This window comes from Nocardiopsis sp. NPDC055879 (genome assembly GCF_053615935.1).
The window spans coordinates 148,014-163,455 of sequence record NZ_JBSHCT010000007.1; the positions used below are offsets into that span (position 1 = coordinate 148,014).

Annotated in this window: 12 protein-coding genes; 3 read left to right on the top strand and 9 right to left on the bottom strand. The window is 70.1% G+C overall.

All coding sequences use genetic code 11. The annotated features are described in order from the left end of the window. Nucleotides 1–8: 8 nt before the first annotated feature. The gene (gene ahcY, locus ACWGKS_RS10270) at nucleotides 9–1,442 is read right to left on the bottom strand and encodes an adenosylhomocysteinase (RefSeq protein WP_358503330.1); all 1,434 of its coding nucleotides are present in this window, start codon (nucleotides 1,440–1,442) and stop codon (nucleotides 9–11) included. A 130-nt stretch (nucleotides 1,443–1,572) separates the two neighbouring features. Here ahcY and ACWGKS_RS10275 point away from each other — a divergent pair, with 130 nt between their 5' ends. Both ACWGKS_RS10275 and ACWGKS_RS10280 read left to right on the top strand, forming a co-directional pair. After that, a complete protein-coding gene (locus ACWGKS_RS10275; protein ID WP_358503332.1) occupies nucleotides 1,573–1,983 on the top strand; it encodes a MerR family transcriptional regulator in 411 nt (136 codons plus the stop codon). A gap of 240 nt (nucleotides 1,984–2,223) precedes the next feature. After that, the gene (locus ACWGKS_RS10280) at nucleotides 2,224–3,318 is read left to right on the top strand and encodes a hypothetical protein (protein WP_452522380.1); all 1,095 of its coding nucleotides are present in this window, start codon (nucleotides 2,224–2,226) and stop codon (nucleotides 3,316–3,318) included. A 21-nt stretch (nucleotides 3,319–3,339) separates the two neighbouring features. Here ACWGKS_RS10280 and ACWGKS_RS10285 read toward each other — a convergent pair whose 3' ends face one another. The 4 genes from ACWGKS_RS10285 to ACWGKS_RS10300 all read right to left on the bottom strand — a co-directional run bounded on the left by ACWGKS_RS10285 (nucleotide 3,340) and on the right by ACWGKS_RS10300 (nucleotide 7,026). Next, on the bottom strand, nucleotides 3,340–4,698 hold the full coding sequence (locus ACWGKS_RS10285; protein WP_358503338.1) for a protein kinase domain-containing protein: 1,359 nt from the start codon (nucleotides 4,696–4,698) through the stop codon (nucleotides 3,340–3,342). A 215-nt stretch (nucleotides 4,699–4,913) separates the two neighbouring features. Further along, nucleotides 4,914–5,096, bottom strand: coding sequence for a Trm112 family protein (locus tag ACWGKS_RS10290; protein ID WP_067607312.1), 183 nt, complete (start codon nucleotides 5,094–5,096; stop codon nucleotides 4,914–4,916). A 40-nt stretch (nucleotides 5,097–5,136) separates the two neighbouring features. Then, entirely contained in the window at nucleotides 5,137–6,501 is a 1,365-nt protein-coding gene (locus ACWGKS_RS10295; protein WP_358503342.1) for a phosphomannomutase/phosphoglucomutase, read from the bottom strand. A gap of 123 nt (nucleotides 6,502–6,624) precedes the next feature. After that, complete coding sequence (locus ACWGKS_RS10300) at nucleotides 6,625–7,026, bottom strand: DUF3499 domain-containing protein (RefSeq protein WP_067607308.1); 402 nt, start codon at nucleotides 7,024–7,026, stop codon at nucleotides 6,625–6,627. A gap of 263 nt (nucleotides 7,027–7,289) precedes the next feature. Here ACWGKS_RS10300 and ACWGKS_RS10305 point away from each other — a divergent pair, with 263 nt between their 5' ends. Then, a complete protein-coding gene (locus ACWGKS_RS10305) occupies nucleotides 7,290–7,640 on the top strand; it encodes a metallopeptidase family protein (protein WP_358503345.1) in 351 nt (116 codons plus the stop codon). A gap of 247 nt (nucleotides 7,641–7,887) precedes the next feature. On the opposite strand, the gene ACWGKS_RS10310 is transcribed toward ACWGKS_RS10305, so the two are convergent. The 4 genes from ACWGKS_RS10310 to ACWGKS_RS10325 form a co-directional block, all read right to left on the bottom strand. Continuing rightward, a complete protein-coding gene (locus tag ACWGKS_RS10310) occupies nucleotides 7,888–9,540 on the bottom strand; it encodes a DUF5719 family protein (protein WP_358503348.1) in 1,653 nt (550 codons plus the stop codon). Further along, nucleotides 9,541–12,987 carry a glycosyltransferase family 2 protein gene (locus tag ACWGKS_RS10315; protein ID WP_358503351.1) on the bottom strand — a complete coding sequence of 1,149 codons (3,447 nt, stop codon included), beginning with the start codon at nucleotides 12,985–12,987 and terminating at the stop codon, nucleotides 9,541–9,543. A 293-nt stretch (nucleotides 12,988–13,280) separates the two neighbouring features. Beyond that, nucleotides 13,281–13,568, bottom strand: a complete 288-nt coding sequence (locus tag ACWGKS_RS10320) for a WhiB family transcriptional regulator (protein WP_067605953.1) — start codon at nucleotides 13,566–13,568, stop codon at nucleotides 13,281–13,283. A gap of 239 nt (nucleotides 13,569–13,807) precedes the next feature. Next, nucleotides 13,808–15,289, bottom strand: coding sequence for a hypothetical protein (locus ACWGKS_RS10325; RefSeq protein WP_452455256.1), 1,482 nt, complete (start codon nucleotides 15,287–15,289; stop codon nucleotides 13,808–13,810). Nucleotides 15,290–15,442 lie beyond the last annotated feature (153 nt).

Here is a 15,442-nt window from a genome sequence, read left to right on the forward strand (position 1 = left end):
GAGGTCCATCAGTAGCGGTAGTGGTCCGGCTTGTACGGCCCGGCCACGTCCACGCCGATGTAGGAGGCCTGCTCCTTGGTGAGCTCGGTCAGCCTGACGCCGAGCGCGTCCAGGTGCAGACGCGCGACCTTCTCGTCGAGGATCTTCGGCAGCGTGTACACACCGGTCGGGTACTCGTCGGTCTTGGTGAACAGCTCGATCTGCGCGATGACCTGGTTGGTGAAGCTGTTGGACATCACGAAGCTGGGGTGACCGGTGGCGTTGCCCAGGTTGAGCAGGCGGCCCTCGGAGAGCACCAGGACGGACTTGCCGTCCTCGAAGGTCCACTCGTGGACCTGCGGCTTGATCTCCTTCTTCTTGATGCCAGGGATCTTCGCCAGGCCGGCCATGTCGATCTCGTTGTCGAAGTGGCCGACGTTGCCGACGATCGCCTGGTGCTTCATGCGCGCGATCTGGTCGGCCATGATCACGTTGAAGTTGCCGGTGGTGGTGACGAAGATGTCACCGGTGTCCAGCACGTCCTCCAGGGTGGCGACCTGGAAGCCGTCCATGGCGGCCTGGAGGGCGTTGATCGGGTCGATCTCGGTGACGATGACGCGGGCGCCCTGGCCACGCAGCGCGTCCGCGGAACCCTTGCCCACGTCGCCGTAACCGCAGATCACGGCGACCTTGCCGCCGATGAGGACGTCGGTGGCACGCATGATGCCGTCCGGCAGCGAGTGGCGGATGCCGTACTTGTTGTCGAACTTGCTCTTGGTGACGGAGTCGTTGACGTTGATCGCCGGGAAGGAGAGCGTGCCCTCACGCTGCATCTCGTACAGGCGGAGCACACCGGTGGTGGTCTCCTCGGTGACGCCCTGGATCTCCTCGGCGAGCTTGGTCCACTTGCCGGTGTCCTTCTTCAGGCTCTCGCCCAGAAGCTTGAGGACGACCGCGAACTCCTCGCTGTCGGCGGTGGAGGGGTCCGGCACGACGCCGGCCTTCTCGAACTCGGCGCCCTTGTGGACGAGCATGGTGGCGTCGCCGCCGTCGTCCAGGATCATGTTGGGGCCCTCGCCCGGCCAGGTGAGCGCCTGCTCGGTGCACCACCAGTACTCCTCCAGGGTCTCGCCCTTCCAGGCGAAGACCGGGACACCCTTGGGGTCGTCGACGGTGCCGTCGGGGCCGACGACGATCGCGGCGGCCGCGTGGTCCTGGGTGGAGAAGATGTTGCAGCTGACCCAGCGGACCTCGGCGCCCAGGGCGACGAGGGTCTCGATGAGGACCGCGGTCTGCACGGTCATGTGCAGGGAGCCCATGATGCGGGCGCCTCGGAGGGGCTTGCTCTCCCCGTACTCGGCTCGGGTGGCCATGAGTCCGGGCATCTCGTGCTCGGCGAGGCGGATCTCGTCGCGGCCGAACTCGGCCAGGGAAAGATCGGCGACCTTGAAGTCGAATGCCATGGGTTCCTCACTCGTCAAGTCGTGGTGGCGACCCCGATTCTAGGGGCGCATCCCCACCCGGGTCACAAAGTTGACGACGGAGCGTTAGATTCCCCCCGCGCACAGGTGGGGGTGGGTTAGGGTCGCGTACATGGCCGCCCGCGACACTCCTTCCATCGAACCCGGCGATTCCACCGATCCCGCCCCGGTGCCGATCTCGGCGGCCGCCGAACGCGTCGGCAGCACGGCCCGCATGCTCCGCTACCGAGAGGGCCTCGGGCTGCTCCCCCGCACCCAGGACCCGCCGATCGGGCGCGGCCACCGGCACCGCCGGTTCACGGAGGAGGACCTGCGGACCATCCGCGGTGGGCTGGAGCTGGAGCGCGAGTTCGACATCCCTCCGGCCGCGCTCTCCTTCGCCCTGCGGGTCCTGGCCGAACCCGAGGTCCTGGCCCGGGTGCGCTCTCACGGCGAACGCCTGGGTCGACTGACCCCGGCGCCCGCGCGGGCCATGGACTTCGAGAAGGAGAAGGCGATGCGCCTGCTCCGTCCCACCCTTTGAGGTACGGCGGCCCCACCTCGGTTCGGGCGCCCGAACGGCGACCTCCCGCACCACAGGACGGAACCCGGTCACCAGCGGCCCCAGGACGCTCTTGAAACTCTCTGGTTGACCCGGATTCACGGCCGCCTCCGGACACCCAGACCAACCGTTCGGCATGTTTTGGCAAACCGCCCCCGGGCTACGTGAACACACGTGGACAGCCAACTCGGCGCCCCTGTCCGGGACTCCCTCCCGGATCGCGTGCGCACAGAACTCACGGACGTCGACCGCCTTCGGGCGTTCTGGGCCCGGCACCGCCAGTGCCAGACCCTGGAGGCCCGGGCCGCGGCTCGACGTTCCCTCACCCACGACCGCGTCCAGGGGTGGGGCGGCGGACCGGCGCTCGCGGACCTGTTGCTCGTCGACCCGGTCGAGCCCCACCCCCCGATGACCGCCGACCACATCGCGGGCCTCGCCGGGCGGGTGGCCGAACTGTCCGCCGTCTCGGGCCCGCCGCAGGCCCCACTGTCCGCCGAACACACCCGTGCCCTGGCCGAGGCGGCGACCGTGCCCGCGCATCCGGTCGTACGCGCCGCCCACGTATACGCGGAGTGCGCGCGGACGCTGGACGAGCTGAACGGACCCTCCACCGAAGCCTCCGAAGGAGCACCCGCTCGGATCCTGCCGTGGGTGCTGGCGTCCAGGGTGCTCCAGCGCGCCGACCACCCGCCGTTGCTGCCGGATCCGCGCACCCCCGCACCCCGGGCCCGGGTCGGTCCGCGGGAGGGCGAACACTTCGCGGAGCTGGTCACCCACTTCGCCCGGCTGGTCACCGAGGCGTTGCGCGCGGAGATCGGATGGGGTCCGAGGACGGGTCCCGTGCTCGACGCTCCCGTGCCACCGCTGAGCGCGGTCACCCGAAGAAGGGTCCTGGACTACGTGCGCTCCCGCGGCGCCACGGTCGAGCTCATCCTGCGAGCGCTCGACCCGACGGCACGCGCCACCGTGACCTCTGGGGACGGTACTTCAGGCGCCGGGACCGGGGTGGCCGCGCGCGTGCTGCTCACCCCCGGAGCCACGCACTGGTGGGCCCGCCTGGACCTGGAGGTAGGTGCGGCGTGTCTCTCGCTGTACGTGGTGGTGCAGGACGTGGGCAGACCACCCTCGGGCGTGTTGGCGGTGACCGCGAACGCGCGCCTGACCACACCGGAGGGGGTCCAGGACGTCCTGGAGATGTCGGGCAGCGACAGCGTCACGGTGATGCCCAGCGACTGCGTCGACGACCGGTGGCCCCGGGTACGCGACCTGGTGGACGAGGCGGTCTCGCGTTCGATGAACGAGCTCACCCGGGCCTGACCGCGCCCGGGGCCCGCTCGGTCAGCCGCTGATCGCGAGGATGAGCACCAGCAGGAGCAGGATGACGATGGTGATGAGCACGAGCGGGATGACCCAGCCCTGCTGCAGCACCGAGTCCTTCCGTTGCTGCTGGTAACCGCCCCCGTAGGTCTGGTTGGGGTGCAGCCCGCCGGTCATCATGGGGTTCGCGCCGTGCTGCGCCGCCTGCGGGAGCCTGGGCTGCTGTGGCAGCGGCGGCTGCCCGAGCATGCCGGGACGCGGGTCGGACGTGCCCGGCTGCATGGCGTAGCCGCCGTGCCTGGGGTCCGAGCTCATGGGGTGCCCCGGCATCCCCGGCCGCGGGTTGGAAATACCGGGGTTGCCCATGCCCGGGGTGGGGTTGGCGAACCCGGGGTTCTGACCGGTTCGCGGGTCGGAGACCCCCGGCGGGTAGGCCATCCCGGGGCGTGGCCCGGTCTGGGGTTGAGGGCCCGTCTGCGGCTGGACCGGCGGCAACTGCGCCCCGTTGAGCAGACCGGTCTGGGCGACCCGCTCACCCCGCTCGAACGCGTCGGCGGTGTCGGGTTCGTCGGCCTCGTGCCCGAGCAGCCGCATGAGGAGCTGCTGGGCGTTGGGGCGGTTGTCGGGGTTCTTGTCCAGGCACGACTCGACGATGGGGCGCAGCATGTCGTCGATGCCGTCCAGGTCCGGGGGCGCGCTGACCACCCGGTGCACCACGGCGGGCACCGTGTCGGAACCGAAGGGCGCCCGTCCGGTGGAGGAGAACGCGATCACGCATCCCCACGCGAAGATGTCGCACTTGTCGGTGATCCCGCGCCCCTCGATCTGTTCGGGCGCCATGTAGGAGGGCGTACCGACGATCGAGTTGGTCATGGTGGCGGTGCCGTCGTCGACCCGGGCGATGCCGAAGTCGATCACCCGCGGCCCGTCCGGGCCCAGCAGCACGTTGCCGGGCTTGAAGTCGCGGTGGACGATGCCCGCCTTGTGGATGGCCACGAGCGCGGTCGCGGTGGACACCGCCAGTCGCTGGAGCGCGGCCCCCCGGACCGCGCGCCCCTTGGCCACGGTCTCCTGGAGGTCCTTGCCCGGCACGAACTCGCTCACCACGTAGGGCGGATCGTGATCGAGTTGGGCGTCGATGATCGCCGCGGTACAGAAGGACGCGACCCGCTGGGCGGCCCGCACCTCCTTCTCGAACCGCTTGCGCAGGTCGGAGTCCTGCGACCACTGGTCGTTGAGGACCTTGACCGCGTACTCCTCCCCGTCGGTGTCCTCGACGAGGTAGACGACGCCCTGGCCGCCCTTTCCGAGTCGTCCGGTCACGCTGTAGTCACCGAACGATGAGGGGTCGCTCGGCAGTAGCGATTCGGGACCGGGCATCGGTGTCCTCCAGGGAGGTCGTCTTGTGCGGGGCGCGCAGGACCAGGGTACGGGCAGGGTACGTCGGTCGGCGTGCTGGGAGAGACGGGACCCTGTGGGTCACCGCCTGACCGACGTACCCCCTATGACTGCCGAAACGAGTAGAACGTTCCGTTTCGGCCCGAACCTTTTTCGATCCTGCCGGGGGTACCTCGTGAAGGCCCCTGGGTGAGGGTTCAGGGCTGGGAGATCTTGCGCGCCTCGTCGACGAGCAGGACCGGGATGCCGTCCCGGATGGGGTAGGCCAGGCCGCTCTCGTCGCAGACCAGCTCGTCGGTCTCGGGGTCGTGGCGCAGCGGCGCCTGGCTCTGCGGGCAGGCCAGGATCTCCAGCAGCCAGCCGTCGATCTTCGTGCTCATGATTCTCGTTCCTCGTGTGCCGGCCTCGTGCGAGGTCGGGTCAGGCACGGACAATGTCCAGGACCTCGTCGCGCAGGCGCGCGACCTCTGTGTCGTCGGCGGCCTCGACGTTGAGCCGCAGGAGCGGCTCGGTGTTGGAGGCGCGCAGGTTGAACCAGGCCCCTTCCGGCAAGGTGACGCTGAGACCGTCGAGTTCGTCGACGGTGACTCCGTCCCGTCCGACGAACGCCTCGCGTACCGCCGCCATGCGACCGGAGGCGTCGTCGACCTTCGAGTTGATCTCACCCGAGGCCGCGTAGCGGGAGTACTCCTCCGTGATCTGCGAGAGCGGCCGTTGGTCCGCCCCCAGGACACGGAGGACGTGCATCGCCGCGAGCATACCCGTGTCCGCCTTCCAGAAGTCCCGGAAGTAGTAGTGGGCGGAGTGCTCACCACCGAAGACGGCCCCGCTCTCGGCCATCGTCGCCTTGATGAAGGAGTGACCGACCCGGGTGCGGACGGGCTCGCCGCCGTGTTCGGCGACGATCTCGGGGACCGCCGCGGAGGTGATGAGGTTGTGGATGATGGTCGCGCCCGGTTCGCGCTTCAGTTCCTGGACGGCGACCAGCGCGGTGACCGCGGACGGGGGTACCGGTTCGCCCCGCTCGTCGATGACGAAGCAGCGGTCGGCGTCACCGTCGAAGGCCAGACCGATGTCGGCGCCGGTCTCGCGCACCTTGGCCTGGAGGTCGACCAGGTTGTCGGGGTCCAACGGGTTGGCCGGGTGGTTGGGGAAGGTGCCGTCGAGTTCGAAGTACAGGGGCACGATCTCCAGCGGCAGGTCGCGCAGCACCGCGGGGACGGTGTGGCCGCCCATGCCGTTGCCGGCGTCCACCACGGCCTTGAGCGGCCGAGAACCCGACAGGTCCACCAGGTCGCGCAGGTATTCGGCGTAGTCGGCGAGCAGGTCCCTCTCGGCGACGGTGCCCTTCGGGCCGTCGTGGGCGGGGACGCCGCCCCCGTTCAGGCTCTCCTGGGCGAGACGACGGATGTCGTCCAGACCGGACTCGCCGCTGATGGGCGCGGCCCCGGCCCGGCACATCTTGATGCCGTTGTACTCCGCCGGGTTGTGACTGGCGGTGAACATGGCACCGGGCATGTCCAGGGCACCGGACCCGTAGTAGAGCAGGTCGGTGGAGCCGAGTCCGGCGAACACCACGTCCACGCCCTGGGAGGTGACCCCGTCGGCGAAGGCGTGGGCGAGCTCCGGCGAGGAGGGGCGCATGTCGTGGGCGACCACGACGGAGGAAGCGGCCACCACGCGGGCGAATGCCGCACCGATCGCTCGGGCGATATCGGCGTTGAAGGTGTCCGGAATCACACCCCGCACGTCGTATGCCTTGAAGATGCTTCCGAGGTCAACCACGTCTGCTCCGGCCGGGTCGGTTCTGCCACGAGTTCGGTCCAGCGTCCGGGTTCCGGACGCCGTACAAAACTAGCAAGGTACCGGCTGGGAGCCCCACGGGCATCGCCCGGAGGGGGCGCCCGTTCAGCCGTGCGGTCGGCGAGGGTCTCGCTGTTCGGAACGGTCGGACTTGACCACGCGTAGGTGGCCGCGGCGCAGGATCTCCTGGCCCTCGCCCACCGGCTCTCCGGGGGACGGCTCAGAACGCGCTGGCGGCCGCGCCGCCTCACGTACGGCGTCCGCCAGCGCCTCCAGGTCATCGCTGCCGGGGCCTCCGCCCGACGTCTCGACCGGGAGCCGGACCACCTCCCACCCGCGCGGTGCGGTCAGGCGCTCGGCGTGCATGGCGCACAGGTCGTAGCAGTGCGGTTCCACGTAGGCGGCGAGCGGTCCGAGGACGGCGGTGGAGTCGGCGTAGACGTACGTGAGCGTGAATACGGCGGGCTGCCTGCACGCGGTGCGGGAACAGCGTCGAACATGGCTCACAGCGTTCGACTGTATGCCTTTACCGAGGGACACGCCAGCATCGTGTCATGAGCTGTACGTTTTCCGAACCCACTCGCCGGCTTCGAGCGGGTTCCCGGGATCCACGGCCCCACCATGGCCTTGGGGCCCGAATCGGACAGGGGCTACGCCAGGGGCCCGTGATGGCTTAGGCTCGAAGTGTGCGACGAGTGCGCCTTTCCAGTGGCCAACCAGATCGAGTCCGGCGCCGGGACCGCCGCGGCCGAGGCATCCGCGGTCCTCTCGTGCCCTCCGACCTACCGGTGTACCGCAGCCGAGCGCAGGCCTTCGACGACCTCGTCTTGGACGCGGTCGAACGCCTCGAACGGTTGTGGGCACGCGAGCTGGCGAACGTCGACTTCCTAGTGGAGGACGTTCCGCCGGTCCCGCCCCGCGGCGAGCCATCCGAGACGATCCCCTTCTCCCGCCTGGAGACCGACCCCGAGGGTCGGGCCAGGATCGTCGTCTACCGCCGTCCCGTGGAGATCCGGACCAAGGATCCGGACGAGATGGCCCTCCTGGTCCACGAGGCCGTGGTCGAGGAGGTCGCCAACCTGCTCGGGGTGGAGCCGGAGTCGGTCGACCCGGAAGGGTGACGACCCGGCCCCGCCCCCACGGGTCCGGATCCGGCCGTGCCACCCCGCACGACCGGATTCCACCCCTGCCCGAAGCGCTCCGCCAGTGCCGCGTCGGTCGGGATTCGCCCGTTACGGAGCGGGGTTCAGGATGGTGCATCGCAAGGCGGCGGGAAGTCCTCATAGTGGTTCCTATGTGGGCTTTTCGCCAACGCGGCGAGGTGCCGTGCCGAACTCCGCGACGGGGTGAATCCTGGCTGACGCGGCACTAGGGGACCACACCGGTCATGCTGTCTCGGACGACCGGTAGGCGGACCTCGATGGGCGCGGGCCGCACGGGCAGGACGCTGATCCCCGAACCCGAGCGCAGCACCCGGGCCACGTACACCGGCCCGGAGTCGTCCAACAGTTCCAGGCGCACCGCGTACCCGTCCGCGGGGTCGGCCCCCGAGGGCGGGGCCCAACCGTCGGTGTCCGTTCCGAAGACGTGCGTGGTACCGCCCGCCACGTCGGCGCGCACCGCGTCGCCCATGCTGCCGTCGGCGGAGATGGGGGTGGCCACGACCCTGGCGTCCTTGTCGGGGGCGCCCAGGATGAGCTCGACGTCGACGTCCTCGGGCACGTCCGGGATGACCGCGGTGCCGTTCAGCGGGGCCGCGAGCGGGTCGACGGCGGCCGTGTAGGCGGTCTCCACGACGGTCGAGCCGTCGTCGGAGTCGACCTCCTCGACGATCACACCGGCCACGACCGGGGAGTCGGACTCGACCACGATCGTGCCGGGGAGACCGGCCAGGGCGCTCTCCATGGTCATCCAGGCGGAGGCGGCGGGCGGCACGTTGAGGATCATCGGATCGTCCGGGGTGCCCTTGCCACCGTTGCCTTCGCCCTCGTCCTCGGCCTCTTCGTCACCGTCCTCGGTGGAACCCTCCTCGGGGACCACGTGGACGCGGGCCTCGACGGGTTCGTCACCGGGCGCGGCCACGATCAGGCGCCGGACGCCTTCACCGGCGGGCAGACCCGGAATGACCTGTTCGACGTCAGGGGCCCGAGTGGGGGTGACCCAGTCGGTGTGCCCCTCGGCGTGCTCGGCGAGCAGGGAGGCGGCCACGCGTCCCGTGCTGGTGCGCACGTGAACGCCGATGGAACCGGTGTTCTGGATGAGCTCGGTGACGTCGATGGTGGTCGACTCCCCCGGTTCCAGGCCGATCCCCCGGCTCTCCGGTGAGTAGGAGGGCCCTTCGGACGCGTAGATGTCGATGCTGGTGGTGGCCCGGAAGTCCTCGGGGTTGGTCAGGTGCACGGTGAGGGTCTCCAGTTCGACCCCGTCGGCACCGCCACCGCCGGGCAGGGCGAACCACGCGCCGATGCCGGGTTCACCGCAGCGGACCTCGGTGACGGCGTCGTCGGACACCGTGGTCTGGGCGACGTCCAGGCCGGAGGCCAGCGAACCCTCGGCGTTCAGCGCGGTGGGATGGGAGACCTCACCGGTGTCGGTGCGCCAGACCCGGCCGGGTTCGGTGAGTTCCTCGCCGAGCAGGTCTCCGCGTTCGTCGGCCTCCTCGGCGTCATCGGGGCTCCGGGACTCGGTTTCCGTGTCCTCGTCCGCCTCGTCCGTCTCCTCCGCGTCGGTGTCCTCGTCCTCCTGCGGGGTTCCCTCGACGGGTGTCGCCCACAGGGCCCCCTCGTCGTCGCGGCCCACCCGGGGCGCGAAGCCCGCCATCGAGCTCTCCGCGCCGTCGTCCTCTGACTCATGGGGGGCCGGGCACACGCGTGTGGCCAGTTCGGGACGGACGGTCCCGGGCCGGGACACCCCGAGTTCGGGGTTGACCGGCCGGATGACGAAGGCGACCCCGAACAGGGCGAGCAGGGCCAGCGCGACCAGTCCGAACAGGGCGAACCGGTTCTCCACGATCAGTCGCATCTAGCCCTCCCTCTCATCGTCGGGGCTCTCCGCGTCATCGCGGGACGCGCCCTTGTCGTCCGCTCGACGCTTCTTCGGAGCCCTGCGGGTGCCGGCCCGCCTGGTCCCGCGCTTGCCACGACGACGGCCGCCGACCACAGGAATGGACCCGGTGGTGGTGGGCCCGCTGTCGGGCTCGTCGCCCGGGTCATCGACCTGGTCGTCGCCGGCGTCCTCCGGGGAGACGCCCTCCTTGGCGGTGTCCTCCGGTGGAGCCTCGGTCTCGACCGTGGCGCCCCTGCGGGTTCGTCGGCCCCGACCCGGCGCCGAGGGGCCCTTGCGCGGACGGCGCGGGCTCGGCATCGGGGTGGCCTGGATGAGGCGCCGTTCCTCCTCGGTACGCACACCCGGCGCGGCCAGCACCGACACGATCAGCAGCAGTACGCCCTGGGTCAGGACCCAGGCCCGCTGCACCAGGTCGGTGTAACGGATCCGCAGTTCCCCGCCGTTCACCGGCAGGGTCCAGGCCTGGGTACCGTTCTCGGTCTCCACCGGGGTGAGCTCGACACCGTCCAGGCTGGCCTCCCAGCCGTCGTCGGCGGTCTCGGCCAGGGCCAGGCGCCGTCCCGTGTGGCCTTCCTCGACCTGTGCGGTGAGGTCGTCGGCGGAACCGTCCACGGTGAGTGCCTCGGCGGTCACACCGTCCTCTTCGACCACGCGGAGCGCACCGGTGGGCTCGGCGATCCGCCAGAGCCCGTAGTGGTGGGAGAGCGACTGCCGACCCAGGCCGGGGGTGCCGTCGAGGATGTCGACCATGGTGGCGTCCGCGGGTCCGCCCAGCTCGGGCCGGGGGTAGAGCACGTACTGGATGCCGTGGTCGAGCAGGGCGACCAGCTGATCGCCCTGGCCGGCGGCGAGTTCGGCCACCGCCCGATCCATGACGGCACGGGTCTCCGGATCGGGCACGAGCCGTTCCTCGCCCAGGCGGGGTTCGCGACCTCGCGCCACCACGTAGTCGAAAGCGCCGTCATCGGCGGGGGTGACGATGAGGGTGCGGGGTCGGGTCCCATCGCCGCTGACGCTGATCAGGGCACCGGGAACGGCCGGGGTGGCGTCCGCGGTGAGGGGTCCGTCCACTCCCTCCCACATCCACAGACCGGCCGCGGTGATCGGGGTGGCCAGGGCGAGGGTGGCCACACCCAGGGCGAAGTACCGCTTGAGGCCCCCTCCACCGATCATGTCGCCGAACGCCCGTGCCGCCGTGGCCGCCGTGAGCAGCACGGCGGTGGCGACGAAGGCGAGCGCGACCCCGGGCCAGACCTGGGCGGGCGGACCACCGAAGTAGGGCTCGATCACGACCTGGCCGGTGAGGATGGCGATGAGCAGACCGAAAAGGGCGAGCGACCAACCCGCCGCCACGATCATCCTGTTGCGGAGCAGCAGCAACGAGCACAGCGCCGCCGCGATGAACCCGGCGGTGACCCAGTACGGAGGGGTGCCGGGGCCGCCCGGGGACAGCATGAGCAGTTCGACGGGGGTGGCCCCGGGGTCGGACAGCTCGGGCCGGTGCAGCCCCGCCTCCAGCAGCCACAGGCTCGGGTGCAGCAGGAGTTCGAGGGTCCACGGCATGAGCAGCATCAACGGCACGCCCAGGCCGATTCCGACGCTGACGTAGACGCGGCGGCCCAGGTGCCCGAAGGCCAACGCCACGAGTACCCCGGTGACCAGGCACAGCAGCCAGACGAGGGGGACGAATGCGGTGGCCACGGTCAGGGTCAGGGCGAGTCCCCAGGCGGCCCGTCGGGAGGACTTGGGCGGCATGGACACGAGCCGGACCAACAACAGTCCGAGGATCGGCAGGAGGGCGTGTACCAGGGCCGTCCCCAGACGGCCTTGGGCGACCGCGCCGGTGGCCATCGGCATCAGCGCGTAGGCGCCGGCCATCCACAGACGGGCCGGGCGGAAGCCCAGCACCTCCTTGGCGAGCAGGTAGGCGGTCAGGCCGGCCAAGGGGACGCAGCCCAGCAGGATCACCATGACGGCGACCCAGGGTTGGCCCAGGGTGAGGGTGGACAGCAGCGCCAGCACACCCACGTAGGGCGGGACCGGGCCGTCGGTGCCCACACCGGTGTCGGGATGCGCGGACAGGTACAGGTTCCACAGGTCGGCGGCGTTGCCCGCCACCGCGGGAAGCGCGCCCCCGGCGAGCAGGTCGCCGAAGAGGAGCGAACGTTCGGCGATGATCGTGATCACGGTCAACCCGATGACCAGCATCGGACCGGGTTGCAGGACCACCCGGCGCAGGAACGAGTCGGCGTCGTCGGCGACCCCGTCCTCTTCCTCACCCGGCTGGACGGTCACGGCCTGGTGCCGGCCCGCGGTGTCGCCGACCGATTCGCCGGTGAGGAGCCCGGTGAACGCGTCGGCGAACTGCCGGGCGGCCACGCCGCGGGCGAGGAAGGGGCGGATCGCGCTGTAGGTTCGGCGACGGTCGCGTCGGCGGCGGAAACGGGCCTTGGCCAGCCGGAACGGCCTGCCGTAGACCATGGTGATCGCGGCCGCCTCGTCCAGCGCGTTCGCCGGCTGTTTGATGAGCAGGTACAGGATCACGCGCAACAGTGAGGCGACCGAGTTGCGCAACAGGGCGAACACCATGCCACCGACGGGCAGGTTGGCGAGCAGGACGAACACCGCGTGCCTGCGGTCGATCCGGCGGGGGTGGTTGCGGGTGGCCGTGATGCGCCGACGGCGGCGGGCCGAGGCCTCGGCGTGGTAGGCGATGGCCTCCGTGACCAGGCGCACCCGGAGTCCCGCGCCGCCCACACGCCAGCAGAAGTCGATGTCGTCGCGGAACAGGGGCAGCGCCGGGTCGAACCCGCCGAGCCGTTCCCACACGTCGCGGCGGACCAGCATGCCCGCGCTGGAGACGGCCAGGACCTGGCGGGTGCCGTCGTGCTGACCGTGGTCGAACTCACGCTGTTCCAGGCCGGTCTCGCGGCGGCCTGCCCCGTCGATGGTGACGCCGACCTCGACCAGGAGCCGGCGGTCGAACCAGTCGCGGAGCTTGGGGCCCAGGACCGCGGTGCGGGGGTCGTTGTCCGCCGCGGTCAGCAGCTGTTCGAGGGTGTCCCTCTCCGGGGTGAGGTCGTCGTGGATCAGCCACAACCACTCGGTGGCGTCGTCGTCGAAGCCCCGTACCTCGGTGGTGGAACGCGGTAGGTCCAAGGCGGCCCGGATCGCGTCGCCGTAGCCGGTGTCGTCGGGCAGGTCGATCATCGCGTCGTCGGGCAGGTGGTCCGCGAGGACGTCGGTGCTTCCGTCGGTACTGCCGGTGTCGGCCGCCACCACGCGCTGGACGGGCCTGCTCTGCGCACGCAGCGCGGACAGGGTTTCCGGCAACCAGCGTGCGCCGTCGTGGGACACGAGGACAGCGGTGACGACGTGACGGGCGGAATCCAGGTCATGCACGGCTGTGGTGGGTTCTCTCCGGGAGATGGATCGGCACCCGTGCTGCACGGGGCCGGGGATACTCCGGCCGGGCCGGCCGGTCGGCGCGTGAGTGCGCGGGGCGGCTCGCGGGCGCGAACGCGGGACATCACGATACGCCACCCCGCACCATTACAGGTCTATTCGGGTCAGGGGGACGGTGCGACCATATCGGAGCATTCACCCCATCGGAGGAGGGAGGGCGTGGTTCAGAGCCACCGACATGAGAAAAGCGCGCCCGGGCTCGTGCCCGGACGCGCTATGGCGATGGCTCCTCAGAGCATGTCCGCCAGGAAATCGAAATCTCCCCCGGCGGCTTTCTTCAGCCTTCGGCGCTCGCGCTCGGAGAGTCCCCCCCAGATGCCGAAGCGTTCATCATGCTCCAGCGCGTATTCCAGGCACTCCGCACGTACCTCGCACGACTGACAGACCTTCTTGGCTTCCCTGGTGGAGCCGCCCTTCTCGGGGAAGAACGCCTCCGGGTCGGTCTGCGCGCACAAGGCACGTTCCTGCCAGCCCGGATCTTCATCCGAACCGTGCGCCAGCGGGATGACCTCGCTCATGCGCACCTCCTGTAGCCCCCCAATAGATGTCCCGACCCTTTTCATCCCCCGGGTCGGGCGGAAATCCCACATTGGAATTACACGTGGATGCTCGACCTGAGGTCAAGCGCCCTGCGTGGTAATCCACTGAATATCATGCGACGAGCCTCCAACGGCAGGCCCGCGATGTCCGTTCTGTGGATTACCACGCCATTCACGTACCTTCCAAGGTGCGCTTCCGGGAGGCCTACCAGGATGGATCAGCGCTGACCGTCGTTGCCGTACCAGTTCTGCTGGCCATCGGCTCCACCCTGTCCTTGCTGGTCAGAGCCGTAACCGGCGCCTGATCCGTACTGGCTCCCGTAGGTGCCGGCGTTCGGATCCGACGACTCACCACCATTGTTCTCACCGGAGTTAAAGAATCCTTCAACTCCGCCCTCGGCAGGCGGCTCCTGCCCCGGCTGGGCCTGGTTCTGGTTCTGGTACCAGCCGTTCTGGATGGCGTCCTGGGCCTGCTGGTCGGCGACCGGCTGAGCGTCGTAGGGCTGCGGGGCGTACTGGGAGGGGTCGTAGCCCTGCCCGTACTCGGCCGGCTGCGCGGCCGGCTGAGCGCCCGTTCCGTACTGCTGGCCGTAGGCGTCGACGTTGTACTGCTGACCGTAGGAGTCGGCCCCGTACTGCTGGCCGTAGGCGGCCTGCTGCTGGGCGGCGGCGTCCTGCTGTTGACCATAGGCGTCCTGGCCGTAGGCGGCCTGCTGCGCACCGGTCCCGTACTGCTGGGCGTAGGCATCCTGACCGTAGGCCTGCTGAGCGCCGGTCCCGTAGGCCTGCTGGCCACCCGTGCCGTACTGCTGACCATAGGCGTCCTGGCCGTAGGCGGCCTGCTGCGCACCGGTCCCGTACTGCTGGGCGTAGGCATCCTGGCCATAGGCCTGCTGAGCGCCGGTCCCGTACTGCTGGGCCGCCGGGTCCTGGCCATAGGCCGCCTGCTGCTGGGCGGCGGCGTCCTGCTGCTGACCATAGGGGTCCTGGCCATAGGCGGCCTGCTGCGCACCCGTGCCGTACTGCTGGGCGACGGCCTCCTGCTGCTGGCCGTAGGCGTCCTGACCGTAGGCCACCTGCTGCTGAGCGGCTTCCTGGCCGTACTGCTGACCGTAGGCCGCCTGCTGCGCCGCCGGGTCCTGGCCGTAGGCCTGGGCCGGGTCGGCCGAGGGGTAGCCCTGCTGGGCGAATCCCTGCTGCGCGCCGGTGGCCGGCGGGAACTGCTGCGGGTACTGGACCTGCTGCTGCGGCTGCGCGCGCGGCACCAGGTTCGGGTCGTTGAACGCCTTCAGCAGAGCGAACCCGAAGAAGCCGAGCACCGCGCCGAGTGCGGCCCGAGACAGGAAGCCGGAGAACGCCAGGCCACCGTTGTTGATGTCGATGAACCCACTGATCAAGCCGATCAGGCAGAACAGCAGCCCGACCCCGACCATGATCATCGCGGTGAGGACCACCGGGAAGGAGTTCGGGCGAGTACGCTCACCGGTCAACACCAGGGCCACCGCCGCGATCAGCAGCAGGGTGACGTTGATGCCGTAGAAGGACGAACCGGCCCCTCCCATGGCCCCGGCGAAGCTCCCGCCGATCTCGCTCGAAATGATGATCAGATCGATGAGACCCGAGAGCATCGTGACACCCACGGCCCCCAACAGGACCCAGGCCCCGGGCAGGCGTAGGCGTTCTAGTGTTTCGTTTTTCAAGAGAGGTTCCCCTCTGCTGCTTCGCCATCGCGTCGGAGGAAGCTTGGCATATCGTCGGACTGTCGGGTGAATCGGCTCGACCGTGCGTGGGCGGGACTTAAGGGACACCGAACGCGGAGCCGATGGGGTGGGATGGTGACCGCCACCGGAAGG